At 66.9% G+C, this 23,071-nt stretch carries 19 protein-coding genes, 1 tRNA gene and 1 pseudogene; 12 read left to right on the plus strand and 9 right to left on the minus strand.

Annotated features, from left to right (window positions below; translation table 11 throughout):
- Positions 1–157: 157 nt before the first annotated feature.
- Together clpB and AC1RRW_RS05460 are read left to right on the plus strand one after the other, a co-directional pair.
- A complete protein-coding gene (gene clpB, locus AC1RRW_RS05455) occupies positions 158–2,779 on the plus strand; it encodes an ATP-dependent chaperone ClpB (protein ID WP_492899532.1) in 2,622 nt (873 codons plus the stop codon).
- Positions 2,780–2,874: 95 nt separating this feature from the next.
- Positions 2,875–3,996 (plus strand): mechanosensitive ion channel family protein, encoded by a 1,122-nt coding sequence (locus AC1RRW_RS05460; RefSeq protein ID WP_492899533.1) that lies wholly within the window; start codon positions 2,875–2,877, stop codon positions 3,994–3,996.
- Here AC1RRW_RS05460 and metW read toward each other — a convergent pair.
- Together metW and metX are read right to left on the minus strand one after the other, a co-directional pair.
- On the minus strand, positions 3,993–4,619 hold the full coding sequence (metW, locus tag AC1RRW_RS05465) for a methionine biosynthesis protein MetW (protein ID WP_492899534.1): 627 nt from the start codon (positions 4,617–4,619) through the stop codon (positions 3,993–3,995). The genes AC1RRW_RS05460 and metW overlap by 4 nt on opposite strands.
- A 130-nt stretch (positions 4,620–4,749) precedes the next feature.
- Positions 4,750–5,919, minus strand: coding sequence for a homoserine O-acetyltransferase MetX (gene metX, locus AC1RRW_RS05470; RefSeq protein ID WP_492899535.1), 1,170 nt, complete (start codon positions 5,917–5,919; stop codon positions 4,750–4,752).
- 168 nt (positions 5,920–6,087) lie between these two features.
- Between metX and AC1RRW_RS05475 the strand changes: the two genes are divergently transcribed.
- The 4 genes from AC1RRW_RS05475 (at position 6,088) to AC1RRW_RS05490 (ending at position 9,165) form a co-directional block, all read left to right on the plus strand.
- Positions 6,088–6,921, plus strand: coding sequence for a chorismate mutase (locus tag AC1RRW_RS05475; RefSeq protein WP_492899536.1), 834 nt, complete (start codon positions 6,088–6,090; stop codon positions 6,919–6,921).
- Positions 6,922–6,949: 28 nt separating this feature from the next.
- A complete protein-coding gene (hisC, locus tag AC1RRW_RS05480; RefSeq protein ID WP_492899537.1) occupies positions 6,950–8,053 on the plus strand; it encodes a histidinol-phosphate transaminase in 1,104 nt (367 codons plus the stop codon).
- Entirely contained in the window at positions 8,050–9,009 is a 960-nt protein-coding gene (locus AC1RRW_RS05485; protein ID WP_492899538.1) for a prephenate/arogenate dehydrogenase family protein, read from the plus strand. The genes hisC and AC1RRW_RS05485 overlap by 4 nt, the downstream gene beginning before the upstream one ends.
- Before the next feature lie 80 nt (positions 9,010–9,089).
- Positions 9,090–9,165: transfer RNA gene (locus tag AC1RRW_RS05490), tRNA-Thr, on the plus strand.
- A 43-nt stretch (positions 9,166–9,208) separates the two neighbouring features.
- Here the strand turns inward: AC1RRW_RS05490 and AC1RRW_RS05495 are convergent.
- On the minus strand, positions 9,209–9,943 hold the full coding sequence (locus AC1RRW_RS05495; protein WP_492899539.1) for a haloacid dehalogenase type II: 735 nt from the start codon (positions 9,941–9,943) through the stop codon (positions 9,209–9,211).
- 425 nt (positions 9,944–10,368) lie between these two features.
- Here AC1RRW_RS05495 and AC1RRW_RS05500 point away from each other — a divergent pair, with 425 nt between their 5' ends.
- Positions 10,369–11,706: an aminotransferase class I/II-fold pyridoxal phosphate-dependent enzyme gene (locus AC1RRW_RS05500; RefSeq protein ID WP_492899540.1), complete on the plus strand. Its 1,338-nt coding sequence runs from the start codon at positions 10,369–10,371 to the stop codon at positions 11,704–11,706.
- 271 nt (positions 11,707–11,977) lie between these two features.
- Positions 11,978–12,985 (plus strand): glycosyltransferase family 2 protein, encoded by a 1,008-nt coding sequence (locus tag AC1RRW_RS05505; protein ID WP_492899541.1) that lies wholly within the window; start codon positions 11,978–11,980, stop codon positions 12,983–12,985.
- Between the two features lie 95 nt (positions 12,986–13,080).
- Here the strand turns inward: AC1RRW_RS05505 and katA are convergent, their stop codons facing one another.
- A complete protein-coding gene (gene katA, locus AC1RRW_RS05510) occupies positions 13,081–14,580 on the minus strand; it encodes a catalase KatA (protein ID WP_492899542.1) in 1,500 nt (499 codons plus the stop codon).
- A 134-nt stretch (positions 14,581–14,714) separates the two neighbouring features.
- Between katA and AC1RRW_RS05515 the strand changes: the two genes are divergently transcribed.
- Complete coding sequence (locus AC1RRW_RS05515; RefSeq protein ID WP_492899543.1) at positions 14,715–15,662, plus strand: hydrogen peroxide-inducible genes activator; 948 nt, start codon at positions 14,715–14,717, stop codon at positions 15,660–15,662.
- A gap of 30 nt (positions 15,663–15,692) precedes the next feature.
- On the opposite strand, the pseudogene AC1RRW_RS05520 reads toward AC1RRW_RS05515, so the two are convergent.
- Positions 15,693–15,842: pseudogene (locus AC1RRW_RS05520) on the minus strand (LysE family translocator); the annotation flags it as partial.
- A gap of 101 nt (positions 15,843–15,943) precedes the next feature.
- Positions 15,944–16,420 (minus strand): YHS domain-containing (seleno)protein, encoded by a 477-nt coding sequence (locus AC1RRW_RS05525; protein WP_492899544.1) that lies wholly within the window; start codon positions 16,418–16,420, stop codon positions 15,944–15,946.
- Between the two features lie 206 nt (positions 16,421–16,626).
- Here AC1RRW_RS05525 and AC1RRW_RS05530 point away from each other — a divergent pair, with 206 nt between their 5' ends.
- Positions 16,627–17,142, plus strand: coding sequence for a GNAT family acetyltransferase (locus tag AC1RRW_RS05530; protein WP_492899545.1), 516 nt, complete (start codon positions 16,627–16,629; stop codon positions 17,140–17,142).
- Between the two features lie 6 nt (positions 17,143–17,148).
- On the opposite strand, the gene AC1RRW_RS05535 is transcribed toward AC1RRW_RS05530, so the two are convergent.
- The 3 genes from AC1RRW_RS05535 to AC1RRW_RS05545 all read right to left on the minus strand — a co-directional run bounded on the left by AC1RRW_RS05535 (position 17,149) and on the right by AC1RRW_RS05545 (position 19,902).
- Positions 17,149–17,664: a DinB family protein gene (locus AC1RRW_RS05535; RefSeq protein WP_492899546.1), complete on the minus strand. Its 516-nt coding sequence runs from the start codon at positions 17,662–17,664 to the stop codon at positions 17,149–17,151.
- Positions 17,665–17,677: 13 nt separating this feature from the next.
- Positions 17,678–18,898 (minus strand): NAD(P)/FAD-dependent oxidoreductase, encoded by a 1,221-nt coding sequence (locus AC1RRW_RS05540; protein ID WP_492899547.1) that lies wholly within the window; start codon positions 18,896–18,898, stop codon positions 17,678–17,680.
- A gap of 95 nt (positions 18,899–18,993) precedes the next feature.
- The gene (locus AC1RRW_RS05545; protein WP_492899548.1) at positions 18,994–19,902 is read right to left on the minus strand and encodes a LysR family transcriptional regulator; all 909 of its coding nucleotides are present in this window, start codon (positions 19,900–19,902) and stop codon (positions 18,994–18,996) included.
- Positions 19,903–20,156: 254 nt separating this feature from the next.
- On the opposite strand from AC1RRW_RS05545, the gene amaB reads away from it, so the two are divergent.
- Both amaB and AC1RRW_RS05555 read left to right on the plus strand, forming a co-directional pair.
- A complete protein-coding gene (gene amaB, locus AC1RRW_RS05550; protein WP_492899549.1) occupies positions 20,157–21,677 on the plus strand; it encodes an L-piperidine-6-carboxylate dehydrogenase in 1,521 nt (506 codons plus the stop codon).
- Between the two features lie 159 nt (positions 21,678–21,836).
- Positions 21,837–23,054 carry an acyl-CoA dehydrogenase gene (locus AC1RRW_RS05555; protein WP_492899550.1) on the plus strand — a complete coding sequence of 406 codons (1,218 nt, stop codon included), beginning with the start codon at positions 21,837–21,839 and terminating at the stop codon, positions 23,052–23,054.
- Positions 23,055–23,071: the final 17 nt, after the last annotated feature.

The following is a 23,071-nucleotide window of genomic DNA, read 5'->3' on the forward strand; positions in this document are numbered from 1 at the left end:
CGACCGCCCGGTCAACCATCCGTGCCGGCGCCCCTTCCGTTGCGCGGACGCCACACCTATCTCTGCCTCGAGGGGTGTCCTTCGGGAGCCCCATCCTGACGAAAGGCAGCCGGACCGCGTCGCCACGGGGCGCGCCGGCGGGTGGAGTGACGAGACCATGAACATCGAGAAATATACCGACAGGGCCAAGGGATTCCTGCAGGCGGCGCAGACGATCGCGCTGCGCGAGGGCCATCAGCAGTTCACGCCGGAGCATCTGCTCAAAGCCCTCCTCGACGACAGCGAGGGCATGGCGGCCGGGCTGATCGACCGCGCTGGCGGACAGTCGCGGCTGGCGCTGCAGTTGACCGACGCCGCGCTCGCGCGGCTACCGAAGGTATCCGGCAGCGGCGCGTCGGGCCCCAATCTGACACCGGGCCTCGCGCGCGTCTTCGCCACGGCGGAGAAGGCCGCAGACAAGGCGGGCGACTCGTTCGTCACCGTCGAGCGGTTGCTGCTCGCGCTGGCGATCGAGAAGGAGACCGAGGCCGGCAAGGCGCTGAGCAAGGCCGGCGTCAATCCGCAGTCGCTCAACACGGCGATCGAGGCGATCCGCAAGGGCCGCACCGCCGATTCCGCGTCGGCCGAGCAGGCCTACGACGCGCTTAAGAAATATGCCCGCGACCTCACCGCCGCGGCGCGCGAGGGCAAGCTCGACCCGGTGATCGGCCGCGACGAGGAGATCCGCCGCACCATCCAGGTGCTATCGCGCCGGACCAAGAACAACCCCGTGCTGATCGGCGAGCCCGGCGTCGGCAAGACCGCGATCGCCGAGGGCCTGGCGCTGCGCATCGTCAATGGCGACGTGCCGGAAAGCCTGAAGGACAAGGAACTGCTGGCGCTCGACATGGGCGCGCTGATCGCGGGCGCGAAATATCGCGGCGAGTTCGAGGAACGGCTTAAGGCCGTGCTGAACGAGGTCTCGGCCGCGGACGGCGGCGTGATCCTGTTCATCGACGAGATGCACACGCTGGTCGGCGCCGGCAAGACCGACGGCGCGATGGACGCCTCGAACCTGCTCAAGCCCGCGCTGGCGCGCGGCGACCTGCACTGCATCGGCGCGACCACGCTCGACGAGTACCGGAAATATGTCGAGAAGGACGCGGCGCTCGCCCGGCGCTTCCAGCCTGTCTTCGTGGCCGAGCCGTCGGTCGAGGACACGATCTCGATCCTGCGCGGGCTGAAGGAGAAATACGAGCAGCACCACCGCGTCCGCATCACGGACTCGGCGCTGGTCTCGGCGACGACGCTGTCGAACCGCTACATCACCGACCGCTTCCTGCCCGACAAGGCGATCGACCTGATCGACGAGGCCTCGGCGCGGCTGCGCATGCAGGTCGATTCCAAGCCCGAGGAGCTCGATTCGATCGACCGCGAGATCGTGCGGCTGAAGATCGAGCAGGAGGCGCTGAAGAAGGAGAGCGACGCCGGCTCGAAGGAGCGCCTGAAACGGCTCGAGGCCGAACTCGCCGATCTCGAGACGCGCTCGAACGCGATCACCGCGCGCTGGAAGGCGGAGAAGGACAAACTCGGCGCGGCGGCCGAGATCAAGACGAAGCTCGACAACGCCAGGAACGAACTGGCGCAGGCGCAGCGCAAGGGCGAGTATCAGCGCGCGGGCGAACTCGCCTATGGCGAGATCCCGCAACTGGAGAAGTCGCTGGCCGAGATCGAGGCGATCGGCGACACGTCGGGCATGGTCGAGGAGGCGGTGACGCCCGACCATGTCGCGCAGGTCGTCAGCCGCTGGACCGGCGTGCCGGTCGACCGGATGCTGCAGGGCGAGAAGGACAAGCTGCTGAAGATGGAGGACACGCTCGCCGCCCGCGTCGTCGGCCAGCGCGAGGCGGTGGAAGCGGTCTCGACCGCGGTGCGGCGGGCGCGCGCCGGCCTGCAGGACCCGAACCGGCCGATCGGCTCGTTCATGTTCCTCGGCCCCACCGGCGTCGGCAAGACCGAGCTGACCAAGGCGCTCGCCGCCTTCCTGTTCGACGACGAGACCGCGATGGTGCGCCTCGACATGTCGGAATACATGGAGAAGCACTCGGTCGCGCGGCTGATCGGCGCGCCTCCCGGCTATGTCGGCTACGAGGAGGGCGGCGCGCTGACCGAGGCCGTGCGGCGCAGGCCCTATCAGGTCGTGCTGTTCGACGAGGTCGAGAAGGCGCATCCGGACGTCTTCAACGTGCTCTTGCAGGTGCTCGACGACGGGCGTCTGACCGACGGACAGGGCCGCACGGTCGATTTCCGCAACGTCCTGATCATCATGACGTCCAATCTCGGTTCGGAGTATCTGGTCAACCAGCCCGAGGGGCAGGATTCCGACGAAGTCCGCGACGAGGTGATGGGCGTGGTCAGGCAGGCGTTCCGGCCGGAATTCCTCAACCGGATCGACGACATCATCCTGTTCCACCGCTTGCGGCGGTCCGATATGGGCGCGATCGTCGATATCCAGATGGTGCGGCTGGCGCGGCTCCTGGCCGACCGCAAGATCGTGCTGGAGCTTTCGGACGCCGCGCGCGAATGGCTCGCCGCCAAGGGCTACGACCCGGCCTATGGCGCGCGCCCGCTCAAGCGCGTGATCCAGAAGTCGGTGCAGGACCCGCTGGCCGAACTCCTGCTCGCCGGCAAGATCGGCGACGGCGAGACCGTGCCGGTCACGGTCGGCCCGACCAGCCTGATGCTGGGGGACGTCTCGGTCGTGAAGGAAAAGCGGCCGGCCGGCGTGGCGCTGAACTAAGCTGCCCCGACTTCGAGCAGCAGGCCCGGCGAACCATGCCGGGCCTGCTGCGTTGCAATATGGAAGCTCCCTTCCATGATGCAGCGCACGCACCCATGACACCTCGCGATCTCCTGATCGCCATCGGCGACAGGCTCGACTTTCTGCCGGACTGGCTCGGCAGCCTGCTGCTGTTCGCCGCCGCGATCGCGCTCGGGGTGATCGTCCATCGCCTCGCCTTCGCGGCGGTGAAGCGCATCGTCGCCGGCATGGACTTGTTCTGGCGCTCGCTCGTCTCGCGGACGCATGGGCCGACGCGCTTCGCGGTGATCGTGGTGGCGCTCGGCTTCGCCGCGAGCGTTGCGCCGCTGACCATCGGGCAGGCCTCGGTGCTCCGCCACATCCTACTGATCGCCTTCATCGCACTGCTCGGCTGGATCGCATCGACCGCGCTGCACATCTGGACCACGGTCTATCTGCGCCGCTTCAAGCTCGACGCCGAAGACAACCTGCTGGCGCGCAAGCACGTCACGCAGACGCGCATCCTGCGCCGCGTCGTCGAGATCCTGATCCTGATCGTCAGCGCCGCGACGGTGATGATGACCTTCGACGGCGTGCGCCAATATGGCGTCAGCCTGCTCGCCTCGGCGGGCGCTGCCGGCCTTGTCGCGGGCCTCGCGCTGCAGCCGGTGCTGAAGAACGTCTTCGCCGGCATCCAGCTTGCGGTGACGCAGCCGATCCGCATCGACGACGCGCTCCTGGTCGAGGGCGAGTGGGGCAATGTCGAGGAGATCACCTCGACCTATGTCGTCGTCCGGCTCTGGGACTGGCGTCGCATGATCCTGCCGCTGAGCTATTTCATCGAAAAGCCGTTCCAGAACTGGACGCGGGAGAACGCCGCGCTGATCGGCACGGTAATGCTCTATCTCGACTACCGAGCCCCGGTCGCCGTCATCAGACGCAAGGTCGAGGAGATCGCGAAGGCCTCGCCGCTCTGGGACAGGCGGGTGGTCAATGTGCAGGTCACGGATTTCCGGCAATCGACCATGGAGGTGCGCGTGCTGGTCAGCGCGGGCACCTCGCCGCGCGTCTTCGACCTGCGCTGCGAGGTCCGCGAGAAGCTGATGGATTTCCTCCAGCGCGAGCATGCCGAGGCGCTGCCGCTGGTCAGGGCGGAAACTCCGCGCGACGACGATGCGGTGCCCGTGCGACGGGCCGCAGCAGTCGGGCTGCGCTAGCCGCGCTTCAGCAGGAACACCGCCTGCGCGCCGAACAGGTTCCACAGCCACCACGGCGCGGCGACGCCGACCCTGCCGCCGGCGCCGTTGAGCGCCACCGCGCGCTCGCGCTCCGCGCCGACCGCGTCGCAGAGCGCGACGAAGTCGCGGATGGTGCAGAAATGGATGTTGGGCGTGTCCCACCATTGATAGGGCAGCGCGTCGGTCAGCGGCATGCGGCCGAGGAAGAAGACCTGGCCGCGCATGCGCCAATGCCCGAAATTCGGGAAGGAGACGATGGCGCGCCGGCCGATCCGCAGCATCTGCTCCAGCACGAGGCGCGGATTGCGCGTCGCCTGGATGGTCTGGGACAGGATGACGTAGTCGAACGAGTCGTCGGGATAGTCGAAGAGGTCGGTGTCGGCGTCGCCCTGGATCACCGAGAGCCCGCGCGCGACGCAGCCGGCGACGCCCTCGCGCGAGAGCTCGATGCCGCGCGCATCGACATTGCGGGTCTCGGCCAGCAGCGCCAGCAATTCCCCATCGCCGCAGCCGACATCGAGCACGCGCGAGCCCGGCGTCACCATCTCGGCGACGAGCTTGAGGTCGATGCGGGAGGTGTGATGGTCGGGCAGGGTCACCATATGCCTCCCACCGTCATGGTCGGCCTTGTGCCGACCATCCACGTCTTCCGTCGCCGAGCCCTACGCCCAAGACGTGGATGCTCGCCACAAGGGCGAGCATGACGGGAATGCATGAGCAATCGAATGACCATCAAATCCCCCGCGCCCGCGCCGCAGCCCCGATGAAGCCGCGCGTCGTGGCGAAGAGGTTGGGCTCCTCCAGCAAAAACGCGTCGTGGCCCTTGTCGCTTTCGAGCTCGACGAAGGAGACCGAGGCCCCGGCCGCGTTCAGCGCGTGCACGATGGCGCGCGAATCCGAGGTCGGGAACAGCCAGTCCGAGGTGAAGGAGGCGACGCAGAAGCGCGTCTTCGTGTCGGCGAAAGCCTTGGCCAGCACGCCGCCATGGTCGGCGGCGAGGTCGAAATAGTCCATCGCGCGGGTGACGTAGAGATAGGAATTGGCGTCGAAGCGCTCGACGAAGCTGACGCCCTGATGGCGCAGATAGCTCTCGACCTGGAAATCGGCGTCGAAGGAGAAGGTCGGGGCCTCGCGGTCCTGCAGCTTGCGGCCGAACTTGCGGTGCAGCGCCGGCTCCGAGAGATAGGTGATGTGAGCGCCCATGCGCGCCACGGACAGGCCCTTGGACGGCCGCGTGCCCTCTTCCAGATAACGCCCGCCGCGCCAGTCGGGATCGGCCATCACCGCCTGCCGGCCGACCTCGTGGAAGGCGATGTTCTGGGCCGAGTGCTTCGCCCCGGTCGCCAGCGGCAGCGCCGAGAAGACGCGGCCGGGATAGCTCGCCGCCCATTGCAGCACCTGCATGCCGCCCATCGAGCCGCCGGCTGCGCAGAACAGGCTGTCGATGCCGAGCGAATCGAGCAAAAGGGCCTGGGCGCGGACCATGTCGCGGATCGTCACCATCGGGAAGGCGAGGCCCCAGGGCTTGCCGGTTTCCGGATTGGTCGAGGCCGGGCCTGTGGTGCCGGTGCAGCCGCCGATGACGTTGGCGCAGATCACGAAGAAGCGTTCGGTGTCGATCGGCCTGCTCGGCCCGATCATCGCCGTCCACCAGCCGCCCTTGCCGGTGATCGGGTTGCGGCTCGCGACATGCTGGTCGCCGGTCAGGGCGTGGCAGACGAGGATCGCGTTGGAGCGGGCGGCGTTGAGTTCGCCATAGGTCTGGTAGGCGATCTGCCACCGGTTGAGCCTGACGCCGCAATCCATCAGCAGCGGCGTCTCCGGCCCGAAGCGCGCGACATGGCTGGAAGGCTCGTTGGCCTCCTTCAGCGGGTCGGCCAGGCTCATGGAGATATCGCTCATCACGTCCGCTTTGACAGAATGATTTGTCTTGCCGGTCGGCTCGTTCGGAAAATCGAACTCGATTGGTGCCGTCTGCAAGCGCGGCTGTCAACGCGCGGGTGCACCATGTAGCTTTGCCAAGTCTCGAGGCGGCAGCTAAGAGACGCGCGAAACCGCCAAGATCGCATCATGACCTCAGCAGCCCCGACCACCCTCGCCGATCTGCGCGCCGAGATCGACCGCATCGACGGCGAGATGCATGCGCTGCTGATGGAGCGCTCCTCGATCATCGAGACGCTGATCGCGGTCAAGAAGACGCAGGTGTCGGGCTCGGCTTTCCGGCCGGGCCGCGAAGCCGACATGATGAAGCGGCTGGCGCTGCGTCATAAGGGCCTGCTGCCGCTCGACACGATCGAGGGCATCTGGCGCATCATCATCGCGACCTTCACCTATGTGCAGGCGAACTACGCCGTCCATGCCGAGATTTCCGGCGGCGACGCGGCGATGCGCGATTCGGCCCGCTTCCATTTCGGCTTCACCGTGCCCTTCGTCGCGCATGAGGATGCGCGCGCCGTGATCCGCGCCGTGGCGGTCTCGGCCGGAGATCTCGGCATCTTCCGGATGGACCAGGGCGCCAGCGCCGGCATCTGGTGGCGCGACCTGATCGGCCCCGACGCGCCCAAGATCATCGCGCGCCTGCCCTTCATCGAGCGGCCGGACCATCCCGCCGGCACGCCGGTCTATTGCATCGCAAAGCCCTTGGCGGACGCCGCCATGCGCGAGATCGTGCTCTATGCGGCCCGCGTCGAGCGCTGGTCGGAGACCCTGCGCTCCGGGCTGGCGGGGCATCTCGCCGAGGTCTCGGCCAGCGCGGCGGACGGCTCGCATCTTTCGCTGCTCGTCGCGGCCTCCGGCGAAGCCGACCAGGGCGCGATCCGCAAGGCGCTGGAGCCGGCGGGCCTGAGCGACTTCTCCGAGATCGGCAGCCACGCCGCGCGCTTTTCCGTCAAATCCGTCCGCTGATCACGCCTACGTTCAAGGTTCGACCGCCATGACCGCCTCCCGCCCCGTTCCCCGTGCCGGCGTCCTCGACATCGAAGCCTATGTGCCCGGCAAATCGGCCGCGCCCGCCGGCGTGAAGCTGCACAAGCTCTCCTCGAACGAGACGCCGCTCGGCCCGAGCCCCAAGGCGGTCGCGGCCTATGGCGGGCTCTCGGCCAAGCTCGAACTCTATCCCGACGGCTCGGCGACCAGGCTGCGCGAGGCGATCGCCGGGCGCTACGGGCTCGATCCGGCGCGTATCATCTGCGGCAACGGCTCCGACGAACTGCTCGAACTGATCACCAAGGCCTATCTCGGTCCCGGCGACGAGGGCGTCTTCACCGAGCACGGCTTCCTGGTCTACCGCATCGCGATCATGGCCATGGGCGGCAAGCCGGTCGTGGCGCCGGAAACGAACTTCACCGCCGATATCGACGCGATCCTGGCGGCCGTGACGCCGAGGACCAGGATCGTCTTCCTCGCCAACCCCAACAACCCGACCGGCACCTATATTCCCTTCGACGAGGTCAAGCGGCTGCAGGCCGGCCTGCCGCCGCATGTGCTGCTCGTGCTCGACGCGGCCTATGCCGAATATGTCCGGCGCAACGACTATGCCTCCGGGCTCGAACTGGTCGCGACCTGCGACAACGTCGTGATGACGCGGACCTTCTCGAAGATCTACGGGCTGGCGAACCTGCGGCTCGGCTGGCTCTACGGGCCGGCCCATCTCGTCGATGCGCTGAACCGCATCCGCGGGCCGTTCAACGTCAACGGCGCGGCGATCGAGGCGGGCTCCGCGGCCATCGCCGACGAGGCCCATGTCGCCAGCGCGAACGAGCACAACGATCGCTGGCTCGCCTGGACGACGAGCGAGCTGGAGACGCTCGGCCTGACCGTGACGCCCTCGGTCGGCAATTTCGTGCTGATCCATTTCCCGGAGACGCCGGGCAAGACGGCGAAGGAGGCCGACGCCTTCCTGACGCAACGCGGCCTGATCCTGCGCGGGGTCGGGGCCTATGGCCTGCCGAACTGCCTGCGCATGACAATCGGCAGCGAGGAGGCCAACCGCCTCGTCGTCGCCGCGCTCGCCGATTTCCTGAAGGACAAGGCATGAGCGCGCCCGGGGCCGGACCGGCCGAGAGCTTCGCGCCGCGCCGGGACGAGCCGATCTTCGGCCGCCTCGCCATCATCGGCATCGGCCTGATCGGCTCCTCGATCGCGCACGCGGCGAAGGCGCTGAACCTCGCCGGCGAGATCGTGCTCGCCGACCGCGACGAGGGGGTGCGCCGCCGGGCGCGCGAACTCGGGCTTGGGCACATGATAGCCGAGACGGCGGCCGAGGCCGCGCGCGACGCCGACCACGTCATCCTGTGCGTGCCGGTCGGGGCCTGCGGCGCCGTCGCGGCCGAGATCGCGGGCAGCCTCAAGCCGGGCGCGATCCTGTCCGATGTCGGCTCGGTCAAGAATTCGGTGGTCGAGGCGGTGACGCCGCATCTGCCCGCCGGCGTGCATTTCGTCCCGGCCCATCCCGTCGCCGGCACCGAGAATTCCGGCCCCGACGCCGGCTTCCCGAGCCTGTTCCTCAACCGCTGGTGCATCCTGACCCCGCCGGAGGGCGCCGACGAGACGGCCATATCGCGCACGCGCCAGTTCTGGGAGGGCATGGCGGCGATCGTCGAGGTGATGACGCCGCAGCACCACGACCTCGTGCTCGGCATCACCAGCCATCTGCCGCATCTGATCGCCTACACCATCGTCGGCACGGCCGAGGATCTGGCGGCGGTGACGCAGTCGGAGGTGATCAAGTTCTCGGCCGGCGGCTTTCGCGATTTCACCCGCATCGCCGCAAGCGACCCGACGATGTGGCGCGACGTCTTCCTGCACAACAAGGACGCCGTGCTGGAGATGCTCGGCCGCTTCAGCGAGGACCTCTCGCTGCTGACGCGCGCGATCCGCTATGGCGACGGCGAGACGCTGCACAAGCACTTCACCCGCACCCGTGCGATCCGGCGCGGCATCGTGGCTTTGGGGCAGGAAAAGCCCGAGACCGAAAAGCTCAGGACATCGTAACGGGGCTGGCGTAGACCGGAGTTCGCCTCGCCGGGAATCCTTGCCAAGAATCGGGCGGGCTGATAGAGCCTGCCCGCGTCGCCGCTTTAGCTCAGCTGGTAGAGCACCTCATTCGTAATGAGGGGGTCGGGGGTTCGAATCCCTCAAGCGGCACCACCCTTCCCCATCGCCGACGCTTCGCAGCGCTTCAGTCGTGCCGTCACGCGATCAGGCTCTTCAATTCGCCCAGCGATGCGATCGTCCAGTCGGGCTCAAAGCCGAGCGTCTCCGCCTGCATCCGCAGCGCCTTGAACATCGTCTTCGGCGCGATCGTGCCCGGCGCTGCGAGTTCGTGCCGGAGCGCCGCCGGCGAGACGCGCTCGATGCGCGCCACCTTCAACCCGAAGGCTTTCGCGCCGGCGATGTCGAAGCCGTTGGAGGAGACGAAGACGATCTCGTCGCGGGCGACGCCGAGGCTCTCCCCGATCAGTTCGTAGCCGCGCGGATCCGGCTTGTAGACGCGTTTCGCGTCGACGCTGAGCACGGCCTTCAGCAGGCCAATGAGGCCGCTGTTGGCGACGAGCGCCGACAGCATCGCCGGGCTGCCGTTGGAGAAGATCGCGCGGTCATAACCCGAGAGCGCCTCGAGCGCGGCGCGGGAATCGGGATAAAGCGCGAGGGTGCTGTAGGCTTCGGCCAGCCGCTCGATCAGCCCGGGCGCGGCTTCGAGTCCGAGCGTCTTCAGCGTGTAGGCGAGCGAAGCCTGCGTCACCGACCAGAAGTCCTCGTAAGCGCCCATCAGCGAACGCAGCCAGGTATATTCGAGTTGCTTCATGCGCCAGGCCTGCGTGATGTAGTCGCCATGGCCGGGAAACGCCTCATCCATGACGCCGGCCACGGACTGCACGTCGTAGAGCGTGCCATAGGCGTCGAAGACGAAGGCTTTGATGGTCATCGTCTCAGGCCCCTGATCCCGGAGGGGGCCGGCGCGACGGCGCCACGCCGGCCCGGAAGGCGCCGATGATAGAGGCGTCGGCTCGCATGGATCGACACGATCACGCGATCCGGCGCCCGCGGCAAGGCGGATCGCGTCGGCCTGCCGGCGGAGCCCGATCCGCAAGAGAGTCAACGAATGGTCACGCAATTCCAGATTGTGCCGGCCCGCCTCCGAACAGCTCGCCAGTCCTCAGGGTTGAATCGGCCCGGTCAAAGCCGAATCCGCGCCGACTCTTTGGTAACCACAGCCGCGAAGACACGGTAAAATTACTGCTAACACAATGAAATACTTGTGTTTTCAACGCAATCTTAAAGAGAGCCCCCTATCGTCATCCCAGCGACGACAAGATCGCAAATCAACAGGTTCGGTTGAGGTGTCGGGTGATGAAGACGATCTATGACGAGGTGCCGCCTGACGCCCTGACGGGCAGCATGCGCGATTTCCGGGTGCCGGCCGGCAACGATCTCGAGCGCCGCGTCGGCAATTTCTTCAAGTGGCAGAACCTGCGCCGGCAGAACGGCGTCTGGCCGTTCTCGCGGGCGACCGATTTCGGGCCGCGCACCGAGGTCTCGGCCGCCGACGACCGCGGCATCGCCATGCAGGGCGTCAACTTCGCCTCGCAGGACTATCTCAGCCTGTCCTCGAACCCCGAAATCAAGGCGGTCGCCTTGGAGGCGATCGAGCGCTACGGCGTGCACAGCGCGGGCTCGCCCGCGCTGGTGGGCAACACCACCGCCTCGGTCGCGCTGGAAAGGAAGATCGCCGCGTTCCTCGGCATGGAGGACGCGCTGCTCTACCCGACCGGCTGGGGCGCGGGCTTCGGCGTGATCAAGGGGCTGGTGCGCTCGTCCGACCACATCGTCATGGACACGCTGTCCCACACCTGCCTGCAGGAGGGCGCCAACGCCGCGACCCGCAACATCTACCAGTTCCGCCATCTCGACATGGCCCATTGCCGGCGCTGGCTGGAGAAGATCCGCGCGACCGACACCGAGAATGGCATCATGGTGGTGACGGAAGGCCTGTTCTCGATGGACTCCGACACGCCGGACCTCAAGGCGATGCAGGAACTCTGCAACGAGTTCAACGCCACGCTGATGGTCGACGTCGCGCATGATCTCGGCGCGCTCGGCGAGGACGGGCGCGGCCATATCGGCATCCAGGACATGATCGGCAAGGTCGACATCGTGATGGGGTCGTTCTCGAAGACCTTCGCCTCGAACGGCGGCTTCGTGGCGGTCAGGGACCGGGCGGTGAAGGAGTATCTGCGCTTCTACTCGGCGCCGGCCACCTTCTCGAACGCGATGTCGCCGGTGAACGCCGCGATCGTGCTCAAGGCCTTCGAGATCGTCGAGTCGCCAGAGGGCAAGCTGCTGCGCGACGCGCTGATGAGCAACGTGCTGGAGCTGCGCCGCCAGCTCGAGGAAGCGGGGCTCGGCCATTACGGCGACCCGTCGGCGATCGTCGCGGTCAGGATGGGCACCGAGGGGCTCGCGCGCCTCGTCTCGCGCCGCCTGCCGGGGCTCGGCCTGCTCTGCAACCTCGTCGAGTATCCGGCGGTCGGCAAGGGCGCGGCGCGCTTCCGGATGCAGGTCATGGCCAGGCATTCGGCCCAGAACGTCGCCGACGCGGTCGCGCGCATCAAGGCGGCGCGGCTGGAGGCCGAGATCGAGCTGGCGACGATGGGCGAGCCGACTCCCCGGATGCGCGCCGTCGCCTGATATGGGCCGAGACGGTTAAAGGAAACTTGGCCTCGTTTCATCGGGCGGTTGCCTCAAACCGCCGGCCTGCGATCGGATCTACTGAACTCAGAATGCGCCTTATGAATGCCCGTTCATTGGAGCGACCAAAAACACAATTCAATTTTTAATTTCCATGATAATCTCGCAATAGAAATCCGCCGCCGGGTTTATATAAGTGACGAATTCATTGCGTTCAGAATACGAAGAAACCAGATTAAAGCATCGATTTCAGAATACGTCCGTCGTTGTCGTGATTCCGTTCTACAACGGATCCCGTTTCATCGAACGATCCGTCCAAAGCGTCCTGGACCAGACGGTCCCGCCGAACGAATTGATCGTCGTCGATGACGGATCCAGTCCCGACGAATCTCGGCGCCTGAAAGACATCGCCGATGGGATGGGGTTTTCCGTCATCTGGAAAGAGAATGGGGGGCAGGGTTCCGCCCGGAACGTCGGCGTCGCGGCCAGCCGATCGGATTACATATGCTTTCTCGATCAGGACGACTTCTTTCTCAAAGACCACATCGAAACCTTGATCGCCGCCATGCCCGAGCGCGACCCGCATTTCGGGTGGGTCTATGGCGATCTCTTCGAGGCGGACGGCGATGGCAACATCGTGAAAACAAACATCGTACAGGACCACTCGCTCCACCCGAAGAAAAACCTGATCCATATATTGAGTTACGACATGTTTGTGTTGCCTTCGGCCTCGCTGATCTCGCGAGCCGCATTCGAGCGTGTCGGAGGCTTCGACGTTCAGTTCATCGGCTATGAGGACGATGACCTCTTCCTCAGAATTTTTCGATCCGGCTTCACGAACTACTTCACCGAGAAGTCCGTGACGGTGTGGTGCATCAACGGAGAAAGCGCGTCGCACAGCATCCGGATGGCGCGCTCGCGAATGCTTTATTTCAAGAAGCTCGTCACGCACTATCCCGACGAGAAGGCGAAAATACGATACTACATACGTGACGCGCTGATCCCTCGTTTCCACCATCTGATCATGTCGGAAGCCAGTTCCGCGGCATTGGGAAAATCCGGCAAGTACACCGACCACAAGGAAGAGTATCTCAGCATCGCGGATGAGTATGTCGCCCTGGTTCGCGGCCAGCCGGCCGTATCGCGGTTCCTGAAGCTGAGGATCGCCGTCCATGTCCGGCTGATGCGCAGCAGGGGATATCGCTACTTCTATATGGCGCGACCGATTTTGGACGCCATGGTTCGCTTCACCAATCTGTTCCGAAGCCGGCGACGGTGAGTTTCGGCGTTCGCTTTCGGCCGGCGGATCGCTCACACCGGAAACCCGCCTGCCGGAGCAGGCGGGTTTCATCGTTTCGAGCGTCGTGGTCCGGCTTACTCGGCGGCCTGCTGCGGCGTCCGCGGCATCACCGAGATCGCCGGGCGGGCGCGGCCGTCGGCCCTGGCCAGCGCGCGGCGCACGCCGTTGCCGTAGTCGGGGTGGACCTTGTCGAAATGCGCCAGCTGGCGCTCCTCGATCTCTTGCGGGATTCCCCCCATCGCGGCCGCGATGTTCGAGCACAGCCTGTCCTTCTCGCCCTGGTCGAACAGATTGAACAGCGCGCGCGGCTGCGAATAGTCGTCATTGCCGATGCGGTGGTTGTAGCGCGCCGCATCGCCCGAGATGCGCAGCGGCGGCTCCTTGGCGGCGGGCGCCTCGACCGGCCCGCCGAAGGAATTCGGTTCGTAATAGGCGTTCGGATTGCCGGTGCGGATGCCGCCGAACGTGTTCATCTGGCCGTCGCGATGATAGTGGCGCACCGCGTTGACCGGCTGGTTGACCGGGATGGTCTCGTAATGCGTGCCGAGCCGGTGCCGGTGGGCGTCGGCATAGGAGAAGATGCGGGCCTGGAGCATCTTGTCGGGCGAGAAGCCGATGCCCGGCACGATGTTCGACGGCGAGAAGGCCGCGTTCTCGATCTCGGCGAAATAGTTCTCCGGGTTCCGGTTCAGCTCCATCACGCCGATGTCGATCGGCGGGAACTCGGCATGCGGCCAGACCTTGGTCAGGTCGAAGGGGTTGTAGGACGTCTTCTCGGCGTCGAGTTCCGGCATGATCTGGACCTGGACCTTCCACCTCGGATAGTCGCCGCGCTCCAGCGCGTTGAACAGGTCCTCCTGCGTCGACTCGCGGGTCTTGCCGATGACCTTCTCGCCTTCCTCGTTGGTCCAGTGCCGGTGGCCCTGCAGGGTCTTGAAGTGGAACTTGACCCAGTAGCGCTCGCCTGAATCGTTCCAGAGCGAGAAGGTGTGCGAGCCGTAGCCGTTGATGTGGCGGACATCCGTCGGCAGGCCGCGATCGGACATCAGGATGGTGACCTGGTGCAGGCTCTCCGGGCTCAGCGACCAGAAGTCCCACATCGCGGTGGGCGAGCGCATATTGGTCTTGGGGTGGCGCTTCTGGGTGTGGATGAAGTCGGGGAACTTGACCGGATCGCGCACGAAGAAGACCGGCGTGTTGTTGCCGACGAGGTCCCAGTTGCCCTCCTCGGTGTAGAATTTCAGCGCGAAGCCGCGCACGTCGCGCTCGGCGTCGGCCGCGCCCTGCTCGCCAGCGACAGTCGAGAAGCGCGCCAGCATCGGCGTCTCGGCGCCAGGCTGGAGAACCTTGGCCCTGGTGTATTTCGAGATGTCGCCGGTGATCTTCAGCGTGCCATAGGCGCCCCAACCCTTGGCGTGGACGGCGCGCTCGGGGATGCGCTCGCGGTTCTGGTGCGCCAGTTTCTCGATGAGCTGATAGTCCTGCAGCAGGACCGGGCCGCGCTCGCCGGCGGTCAGGGAGTTCTGGTTGTCGGGAACGGCTGCGCCGGCCGTCGTGGTCATGATCTTCGACATATCGTTCTCCATCGTCGCGAAAGCGCCAGTGTCTGCCATGGGAGCAAGACTGGAATTGGACGAAGTAACAGCCTTCCGTGACGATATTGTCCAATACCGTTTACGCGACAGAACGATAAGTTTATCAAATCGACATGATCACTTTAAAACAGCTCCGCTATTTCGCCGCCGTGGCGAGGCACCGCCATTTCGGCCGTGCCGCGCAGGAGTGCCATGTCAGCCAGCCGGCGCTGTCGCTGCAGGTTCAGGAACTGGAGACTTATCTCGGCTGCCGGCTGATCGAGCGCCGCCGCAACGCCGTCACGCTCACCGAAAGCGGCGTCGAGATCGCCGAACGGGCGCGCCGCATCCTGCTGGAGGCGAGCGACCTGGTCGATCATGCGCGGCATCGCCCGAACCTGCTGAGCGGGCCGCTCGATCTCGGCGTCATCCCCTCGATCGCCCCCTATCTGCTGCCGGCGACGCTGCCGCTCCTGCAACGGCGTTTCCCTGGCCTCGAGCTCAGGCTGCGCGAGACGCAGACCGCGACGCTGCTCGACGAGCTCGCGGACGGCGCGCTCGACGTCGCCCTGCTGTCGCTGCCGGTAGAGCGGGCCGGACTGGAAACGCTCGCGCTGTTCGACGATCCGTTCCTTCTGGTGGTGCCGGCGGAGCCCGGCCAGAACGGCGCCCGCTTTTCGCCGGATGCCGCGCTCTCGGGCGACACCCTGCTGTTGCTGGAGGAAGGGCATTGCCTGCGCGACCAGGCGCTCAGCGTCTGCCGCACGACACGGCTCGAATCGCGCCGGCAATACGGCGCGTCCAGCCTGTCGACGATCATGCAGATGGTCGCCAACGGTTTCGGCACCACGCTGATGCCTGCCATGGCGCTGGCGATCGAGATGCGCCCCGACATGCCGGTGAAGCTGTTCCGCTTCGCCCTGCCCCACCCGAGCCGCGCCATCGGCCTCGCCTGGCGCAGGAGTTCTCCGCGCCGGCAGGATTTCGAGGCGCTCGCCGCGATCCTGACCGAAGTCGGCGCCGGGCTGGCCGCTGCCGACGCGCGCTACGCGATCGAGCCGCAGGCGATCCGGCTGGGCTGAGGATTCAGCGCTGCGCTTCCGTCGCATCCTGACGGCGAGACCGGCGAGCATCGTGCCCAGTCCGGCCACCCTGCCCTGCGCGATCGAGCGCGAGATCAGGTAGATCATGTTCGGCCCGGGCGTCAGCACCATGCCGAGAGCGACGAGGGCGAAAGCGGCGAGATTGCTGAGTTCGGGCATCGAAGGCGATCCTACCGCGGCTTTCGCCAGAGTGCCGCGGACGGGGCGGGCCGGCAATGCAGCGCGCCTGCTCCGGCCGCGTGGGCGCCAGGCGGCAGGTCTTAGCGCACGACCTTGTCCTGGCGCGCGACGCCCGGCCATTGCCGGTCGGCCTTGGCGATGTAACCGGCCTGGTCCTGGTTCCAGCTCGCCTGGATGCGCCTGTTGTAGTTCAGGTAGAGCTTGCCGTCGACGATCGTCCAGGCGGCGGGGTCGATCACAGCCTTGTAGCCGCCGGCCGCCCCATAGGCGCAGAAGCCGCCATATTGCGGCGCGTATGTCTCGGGAGCGGCCACGAAGGCGTCGCGATTGGCGGCCGAGGCGAACCGGAAGGTCGCGCCCTTGTGGACGCTGGTGAACCGCGCCGAGCCCTCGACCGGCCTGGCCATGGTGAAATAGGCGACGGGATCGTAGCCCCTGATCGCCGGGCCGTCGACATCGTTGATCTCGCCGCCAATCGCGGCGCCGGCCGAGACGCTGGCTAGCAGCAGCGTCGCCAGAGCCAGGCGACGCGAGAACGACGGTGACGAAACGCGCATGAGCGACGTCCAAAGCTGCGGATCCTGGTCCGACGCTGACGAAAACCGGCGCGCCTGTCCAAACACGTCCCTTCACATGCGCTTGAAGCGGAACAGGGCGTTGCCGATACGGAACCCTTCGCCGGCGCGGCGTTTTCGGGCGTGCCGCGCAGGCGCAATCATGCGACGCTGCGCAACGCGCTTTTCCGCCTTCGAGTCCGCCAGCCATGAACCTGTTCAGCCGCATCCTCTACACCGCCATAGCCGGCGCCCTGCTCGGCGCCGCGATCCTGCTGATCGGCGTCGCGATCTGGCGCACCGCGACGGGGTTCTGGACCGGCGAGGGCGCGCTGGAGACGATGCTCGACGGCATCGGCCTGGTCATCATCGCGGTCGCCGTCGCCGATGTCGGCAAATTCCTGTTCGAGGAGGAAGTCGTCGCCGACCGCGAACTGCGCAGCCCGGCCGAGGCGCGCGGCTCGCTGACGAAGTTCATGACGATCATCATCATCGCGCTCAGCCTGGAATCGCTGGTGCTGATCACCAAGGCCTCGCGCGGGACGATGGCCGACATGGTCTACCCGACCCTGCTCGGCCTGCTCGCGGTGCTGGCCCTGGTCGGGCTCGGGCTGTTCCAGAAGCTCAGCCAGAACGCGACGGCGGCCGTGCCGCCCGACCGCGACGAGGGCGAGGCCGGCAAGTCGCGCAAGACCTCGCCGAAACCGCGCCGCGCCGCCGCCTGACCGCGCTCAGCCCGCCTTGCCGGGCGCGCCCAGCAGCATCAGGTCGGTATCGTCCGGCTTTGCGCCGGCTGCCGTCAGCATGGCGTGGACCTGGCCGCGATGATGCGTCTGGTGATTGAAGAAATGCACGACCAGCAGCGCGCAGGGCCGGGTCAGTTCCCGGCGCGAAATGCCTGACAGCCAGGTCAGATCGCCGGAGAGCCACTCCGGCGCGATCCCGGCCGCCCAGTCGGCGATCGTCGCGTCGGTCGCCCGCCGCTCGGCCACGAGTTCGTCCCAGGGCTCGATCATACGGGAGGATTCGCTGCCCGGAACGCCCGGCTTGGGTGTCCCGGCGAAGCGCGAGAGCCACATCCGGTCGGCCCAGAGCAGGTGACAGAAGGTGCCATGGATCGACCGGAAAAAGGCGCCGCGATCCTGCCGGCGCGCCTCGTCGCTCAGCGTCGCGGCAGCCCCATAGAGGCTCTCGTTCTGCCAGGCGTTGTAGCGCGCCATGACGGCGACATAGGCGGCGTCGATCATCGACGTGGCTTCCTCAGATCACGTTCGCCTCGAACAGCGGCCGGTTCGCCACGATGCGCCCGTGGCCGAGATCGGCAAGATCGAGGCTGCGATAGCGGCCATGCGCGATGTGCTCGGCGAGCCCGCGCCCGACCGCCGGCGACTGCTGCAGGCCGTGGCCGGAAAAGCCGTTGGCGAGATAGAGGTTCGGCACGCCGACCGCCGGGCCCAGGATGGCGTTGTGATCGAGGGCGTTCATGTCGTAGGGGCCGGTCCAGCCCCGGCCGGGCCTGATTTCCTCGAACGCCGGGATGCGATGCGCCAGCGCCGGCCACACCGTCTCCTCGAAGAAGGACCAGTCCACATCCTCGAGATCGGGATCGGTCTCGATCCATTCGCGGTCCGCGTCGGCTGCCGGCGACGCCCCGCCGATGAACATCTGGCCGTCGCCGCCGCGCGCGCCCTCCGGGCGGCACCAGACGCCGCTGGTGTCGATCAGCAGCGGGCAGTTGCCGACATCGCCCTTGCAGGTCCAGGTGAAGACGTTGCGCTTCATCGATCTGACGGGGATCGCGACGCCGACCGTGGCGGCCAGTCTCGCCCCATGAGTGCCCGTCGCGTTGACGGCGGCGGCGCAAGCGATGCGGCTGCCATCGACAAGCTCCACGGCGACGACGCGTCCGCCCTCGACGACGTAGCGCGCGACCTCGCCCTGCCGGTATTCGACGCCGAGCGAACGCGCCTTTTTGCGATAGGCCTGCAACAGCGCCCAGCCGTCGAACCAACCCTCGCCGCTGACGCCAAAGCTCGCGCAGGCGAGATCCGCGACATTGAGCCAGCTAAATTTGCTGCGCAGCAAATCCGCGGCATAAAGCGCCACATCGGCGCCTTCGCGGACCTGCGCCTGCTGGTTCGCGGCGAGGACCGGCGCATCTTCCGGACCGGCGAGATAGAGGTATCCGCCCTCATGCAGATCGATCGAGGGGACCTCGCCGTCGACCGCGAGATGAGACGATATGCTGCGCAGAAAGTCGATGCCATGCAGCGAGATGCGGATGTTGACCGGGCTGGAGAACTGCTGCCGGATCGAGGCGGCCGAGAGCGCCGAAGCCGCATGGCGATAGCTTGGATCCTTCTCGATCACGACGACCTTGCCGCCGAAACCGGGATCGGCCGCGAGATGGAAGGCGACCGAGGAGCCGATGGCCGCGCCGCCGCAGATCACGACATCGGCGCTGTCAGAATGGGGCGACATGGGACGATCCGTGCGATGCCGCCGTGCGGAGCGACGTGGGTTGTTGACTTCGGCGAATGAATGACGCGGCACGCGCCGCTTGTCGAGAGGCGGTGTCAGAGCTGGCTTTCGCGCAGCAGCCAGTCGCGGAAGGCGATCACCGCCGGCAGGCGATCCTTCGTCTCCGGATAGACCAGATAATAGCCCTCGGAGCCCGTGACCGGCAGATCGAAGGGGATGACCAGCGAGCCCGCGCGCAGCTCCTCCTCGACGAGGAAGCGCGGCACGATGGCTAAGCCCAGCCCCGCGACCGCGGCCTGCGAGACCATGGCGAACTGCTCGAAGCGCGGCCCCATCAGGGCTCGGCTCGGCGGCAGGCCCTGCTGTTCCAGCCAGTTCGCCCAGGCGCGCGGCCGCGTCGATTGCTGCAGCAAGGGCGCGCGCAGCATGTCGGCCGGCGCGGCCAGGCCGAGCCGCGCGACCAGGGCCGGCGCCGCGACAGGGACGATCTCCTCGCCCATCAGCCGGTGCAGTTTTGCGCCAGGCCAGACCGGATCGCCGAAATGGATCGCGGCGTCGAGCGGCTCGCGGGAGAAATCGAACGGCACCAGCCTGGTGGCGAAATTGATCGTGATGCCGGGATGCGCCTCGGTGAAGCGCGGCAGGCGCGGGATCAGCCAGCGGGTGCCGAAGGTCGGCAGGATGGCGAGATGCAGCACGCCGGCCGCGCCGCGAAACGCCATGGTCGAGACCGTCGCAGCCGCGATGCGCGAGAGGCCGTCGCGGATATCGGCGGCATAGGCGCCGCCGGCCGGCGTCAGGCTGACGCGCTGGCGCACCCGCTCGAACAAAGCGACGCCGAGCACCTGTTCGAGATGGGCGACCTGCCGGCTGACCGCGCCTTGCGTCAGGTTGAGCTCCTCGGCGGCGCGGGTGAAGCTGCCATGACGCGCCGCGGCCTCGAAGGCGGCGAGCGCCGACAGCGAGGGCACGCTGAGACGGCCCGGAGCCCATTCACCGATCATGATCAATTCTCATCAAGCGATGAGAACATATCGGTTGCCGCGGAGGCGTGGAAGAGGGCATTGTGCGGACTGAATACGACCGGCTCGTTCGCCGCCATGTCATCCCGGGCAAGCGAAGCGCAGGCTCGGGATCCATCCTGGAGCACCCTCCTGCCATATGATGGATCCCGGATCGGCGCTGCTTCGCAGCTTGTCCGGGATGACGGCGCCGAGGTGGCGAGCCCGCGGCAAACGACTGACGAAGGCCTGATCGCATGACCTCCCCTCTCCCCAAGGACGCGCTCGCGCTGCTGAAGCGCCTCGGCGTCACCGACGCGGCGTTCGCGGCGACCGGCCTCGTCGCCAGCTCTCCGATCACGGCCGAGGCCGTCGCGACCTTGCGCGAGACCAGTCCGGCCGAGGCGACCGCCGCGATCGGCCGCGCGCAGTCGGCGTTCCTTGCATGGCGCCGGGCGCCCGCCCCGCGTCGCGGCGAGTTCGTGCGCCTGCTCGGCGAGGAGTTGCGCGCCGCGAAGAACGATCTCGGCCTGCTGGTCACGCTGGAGGCCGGCAAGATCGCCTCCGAGGGCCTCGGCGAGGTCCAGGAGATGATCGACATCTGCGATTTCGCCGTCGGCCTGTCGCGCCAGCTCTACGGGCTGACGATCGCGACCGAGCGACCCAACCATCGCATGATGGAGACCTGGCACCCGCTCGGCGTCTGCGGCGTGATCTCGGCCTTCAACTTTCCGGTCGCGGTCTGGTCCTGGAACGCGGCCCTCGCCTTCGTCTGCGGCGACAGCGTCGTCTGGAAGCCCTCCGAGAAGACGCCGCTGACAGCGCTCGCCGTGCAGGCCATCGTCGAGAAGACGATGAAGCGCTTCGGCCCCGAAGCCCCTGCCGGCCTTTCGGAAATCCTGATCGGCGGCCGGGAGATCGGCGACATCCTGGTCTCCGACCCTCGTGTCCCGGTCGTCTCGGCCACAGGCTCGACGCGGATGGGCAAGGAGGTCGGCCAGAAGCTCGCCAGCCGCTTCGCCCGCGCCATCCTCGAGCTCGGCGGCAACAACGCCGCGATCGTGGCCCCTTCGGCCGATCTCGACCTCGCCTTGCGTGGCATCGCCTTTGCGGCGATGGGCACGGCCGGCCAGCGCTGCACCACCTTGCGCCGCCTGATCGTGCACGAGAGCGTCTACGACGCGCTGATTCCGAAGCTGATCAAGGTCTATGGCTCGGTGACGATCGGCGATCCGCGCGAGGCGGGCGTGCTGGTCGGCCCGCTGGTCGACGAGGCTGCCTATCAGGGCATGCAGAAGGCGCTGTCCGAGGCGAAGGCGGCTGGCGGCACGGTCCATGGCGGCGAGCGCGTCGATGTCGGCGCGGGCGGCTTCTATGTCCGCCCGGCGCTGGTCGAGATGCCGGCGCAGACCGGCCCGGTCGAGCGCGAGACCTTCGCGCCGATCCTCTATGTGATGAAATACAAGATGCTGGCCGAGGCGATCGCGATCCAGAACGCGGTCGGGGCCGGCCTGTCCTCCTCGATCTTCACGCTCGACATGCGCGAGGCCGAGGCCTTCATTTCGGCCGAGGGCTCCGATTGCGGCATCGCCAACGTCAATATCGGCCCCTCGGGAGCCGAGATCGGCGGGGCGTTCGGCGGCGAGAAGGAGACCGGCGGCGGCCGCGAGGCCGGCTCCGACGCCTGGAAGGCCTATATGCGCCGGGCCACGAATACGCTCAATTACGGCGCGACATTGCCGCTCGCGCAGGGCGTCAGCTTCGATGTCGACGCGTAGACCGCTGTCGTAGAATTTCTCGCCGCGACATTTGGCCGTGTCATCCCGGCCGAAGCGAAGCGGAGAGCCGGGATCCATGCCTGAACCGTTCCGGAATGGGTCCCGGGTCTGCCCGCGGTCGCCGGGATGACGATGGAATAGGATGTCAGGAGACAAGCCATGTCCGAGGCCGCCCGCAAGACCGCCCATGGCCACAAGCTGGCCGAGTTCGCCTGGGACGACGCATTTTTGCTCGACGAGCAGCTCAGCGAGGACGAGCGCCTGATCCGTGACACGGCGCGCGACTATGCGCAGGAAAAGCTGCAGCCGCGCGTCGCGGAGGCCTATCTCGAGGAGAAGACCGACCGTTCGATCTTCAACGAGATGGGCGCGCTCGGCCTGCTCGGCGTCACCGTGCCGGAAGACTACGGCTGCGCCGGCGCGAACTACGTCTCCTACGGGCTGGTGGCGCGCGAGGTCGAACGGGTCGATTCCGGCTACCGCTCGATGATGAGCGTGCAGTCCTCGCTGGTGATGTATCCTATCTACGCCTATGGCGACGAGACCCAGCGCAAGACATACCTGCCAAAGCTCGGCTCCGGCGAATGGGTCGGCTGCTTCGGCCTGACCGAGCCCGACGCCGGCTCCGACCCCGCCGGCATGAAGACCCGCGCCGAGAAGGTGTCGGACGGCTACAAGCTGACCGGCTCGAAGATGTGGATCTCGAACTCGCCGATCGCCGACGTCTTCGTCGTCTGGGCGAAGTCGACGGCGCATGACGACGCCATTCGCGGCTTCATCCTGGAGAAGGGCATGAAGGGGCTCTCCGCCCCGAAGATCGGCGGCAAGCTCAGCTTGCGCGCCTCGATCACCGGCGAGATCGTCATGGACGGCGTGATCGTGCCGGAAGAGAACCTGCTGCCCAACGTCTCGGGGCTGAAGGGTCCGTTCGGCTGCCTCAACCGGGCGCGCTACGGCATCTCCTGGGGCGTGATGGGCGCGGCCGAGGACTGCTTCCACCGCGCCCGCCAATACGGGCTCGACCGCAGGCAGTTCAACAAGCCGCTGGCCCAGACCCAGTTTTTCCAGAAGAAATACGCCGACATGCTGACCGAGATTTCGCTCGGCCTGCAGGGCTCGCTTCGGGTCGGCCGGCTGATGGACGAGGGCAAGATGGCCCCCGAGATGATCTCTCTGGTCAAGCGCAACAATTGCGGCAAGGCGCTCGACATCGCCCGCATGGCCCGCGACATGCACGGCGGCAACGGCATCTCGATCGAGTACCATGTGATGCGTCATGCGGCGAACCTCGAGACGGTCAACACCTATGAGGGCACGCATGACGTGCATGCGCTGATCCTCGGGCGGGCCGTGACCGGGCTGCAGGCGTTTTTCTGAAACGATGGCGAAGGAGT

This window comes from Allobosea sp. GW821-FHT12C12 (genome assembly GCF_058807355.1).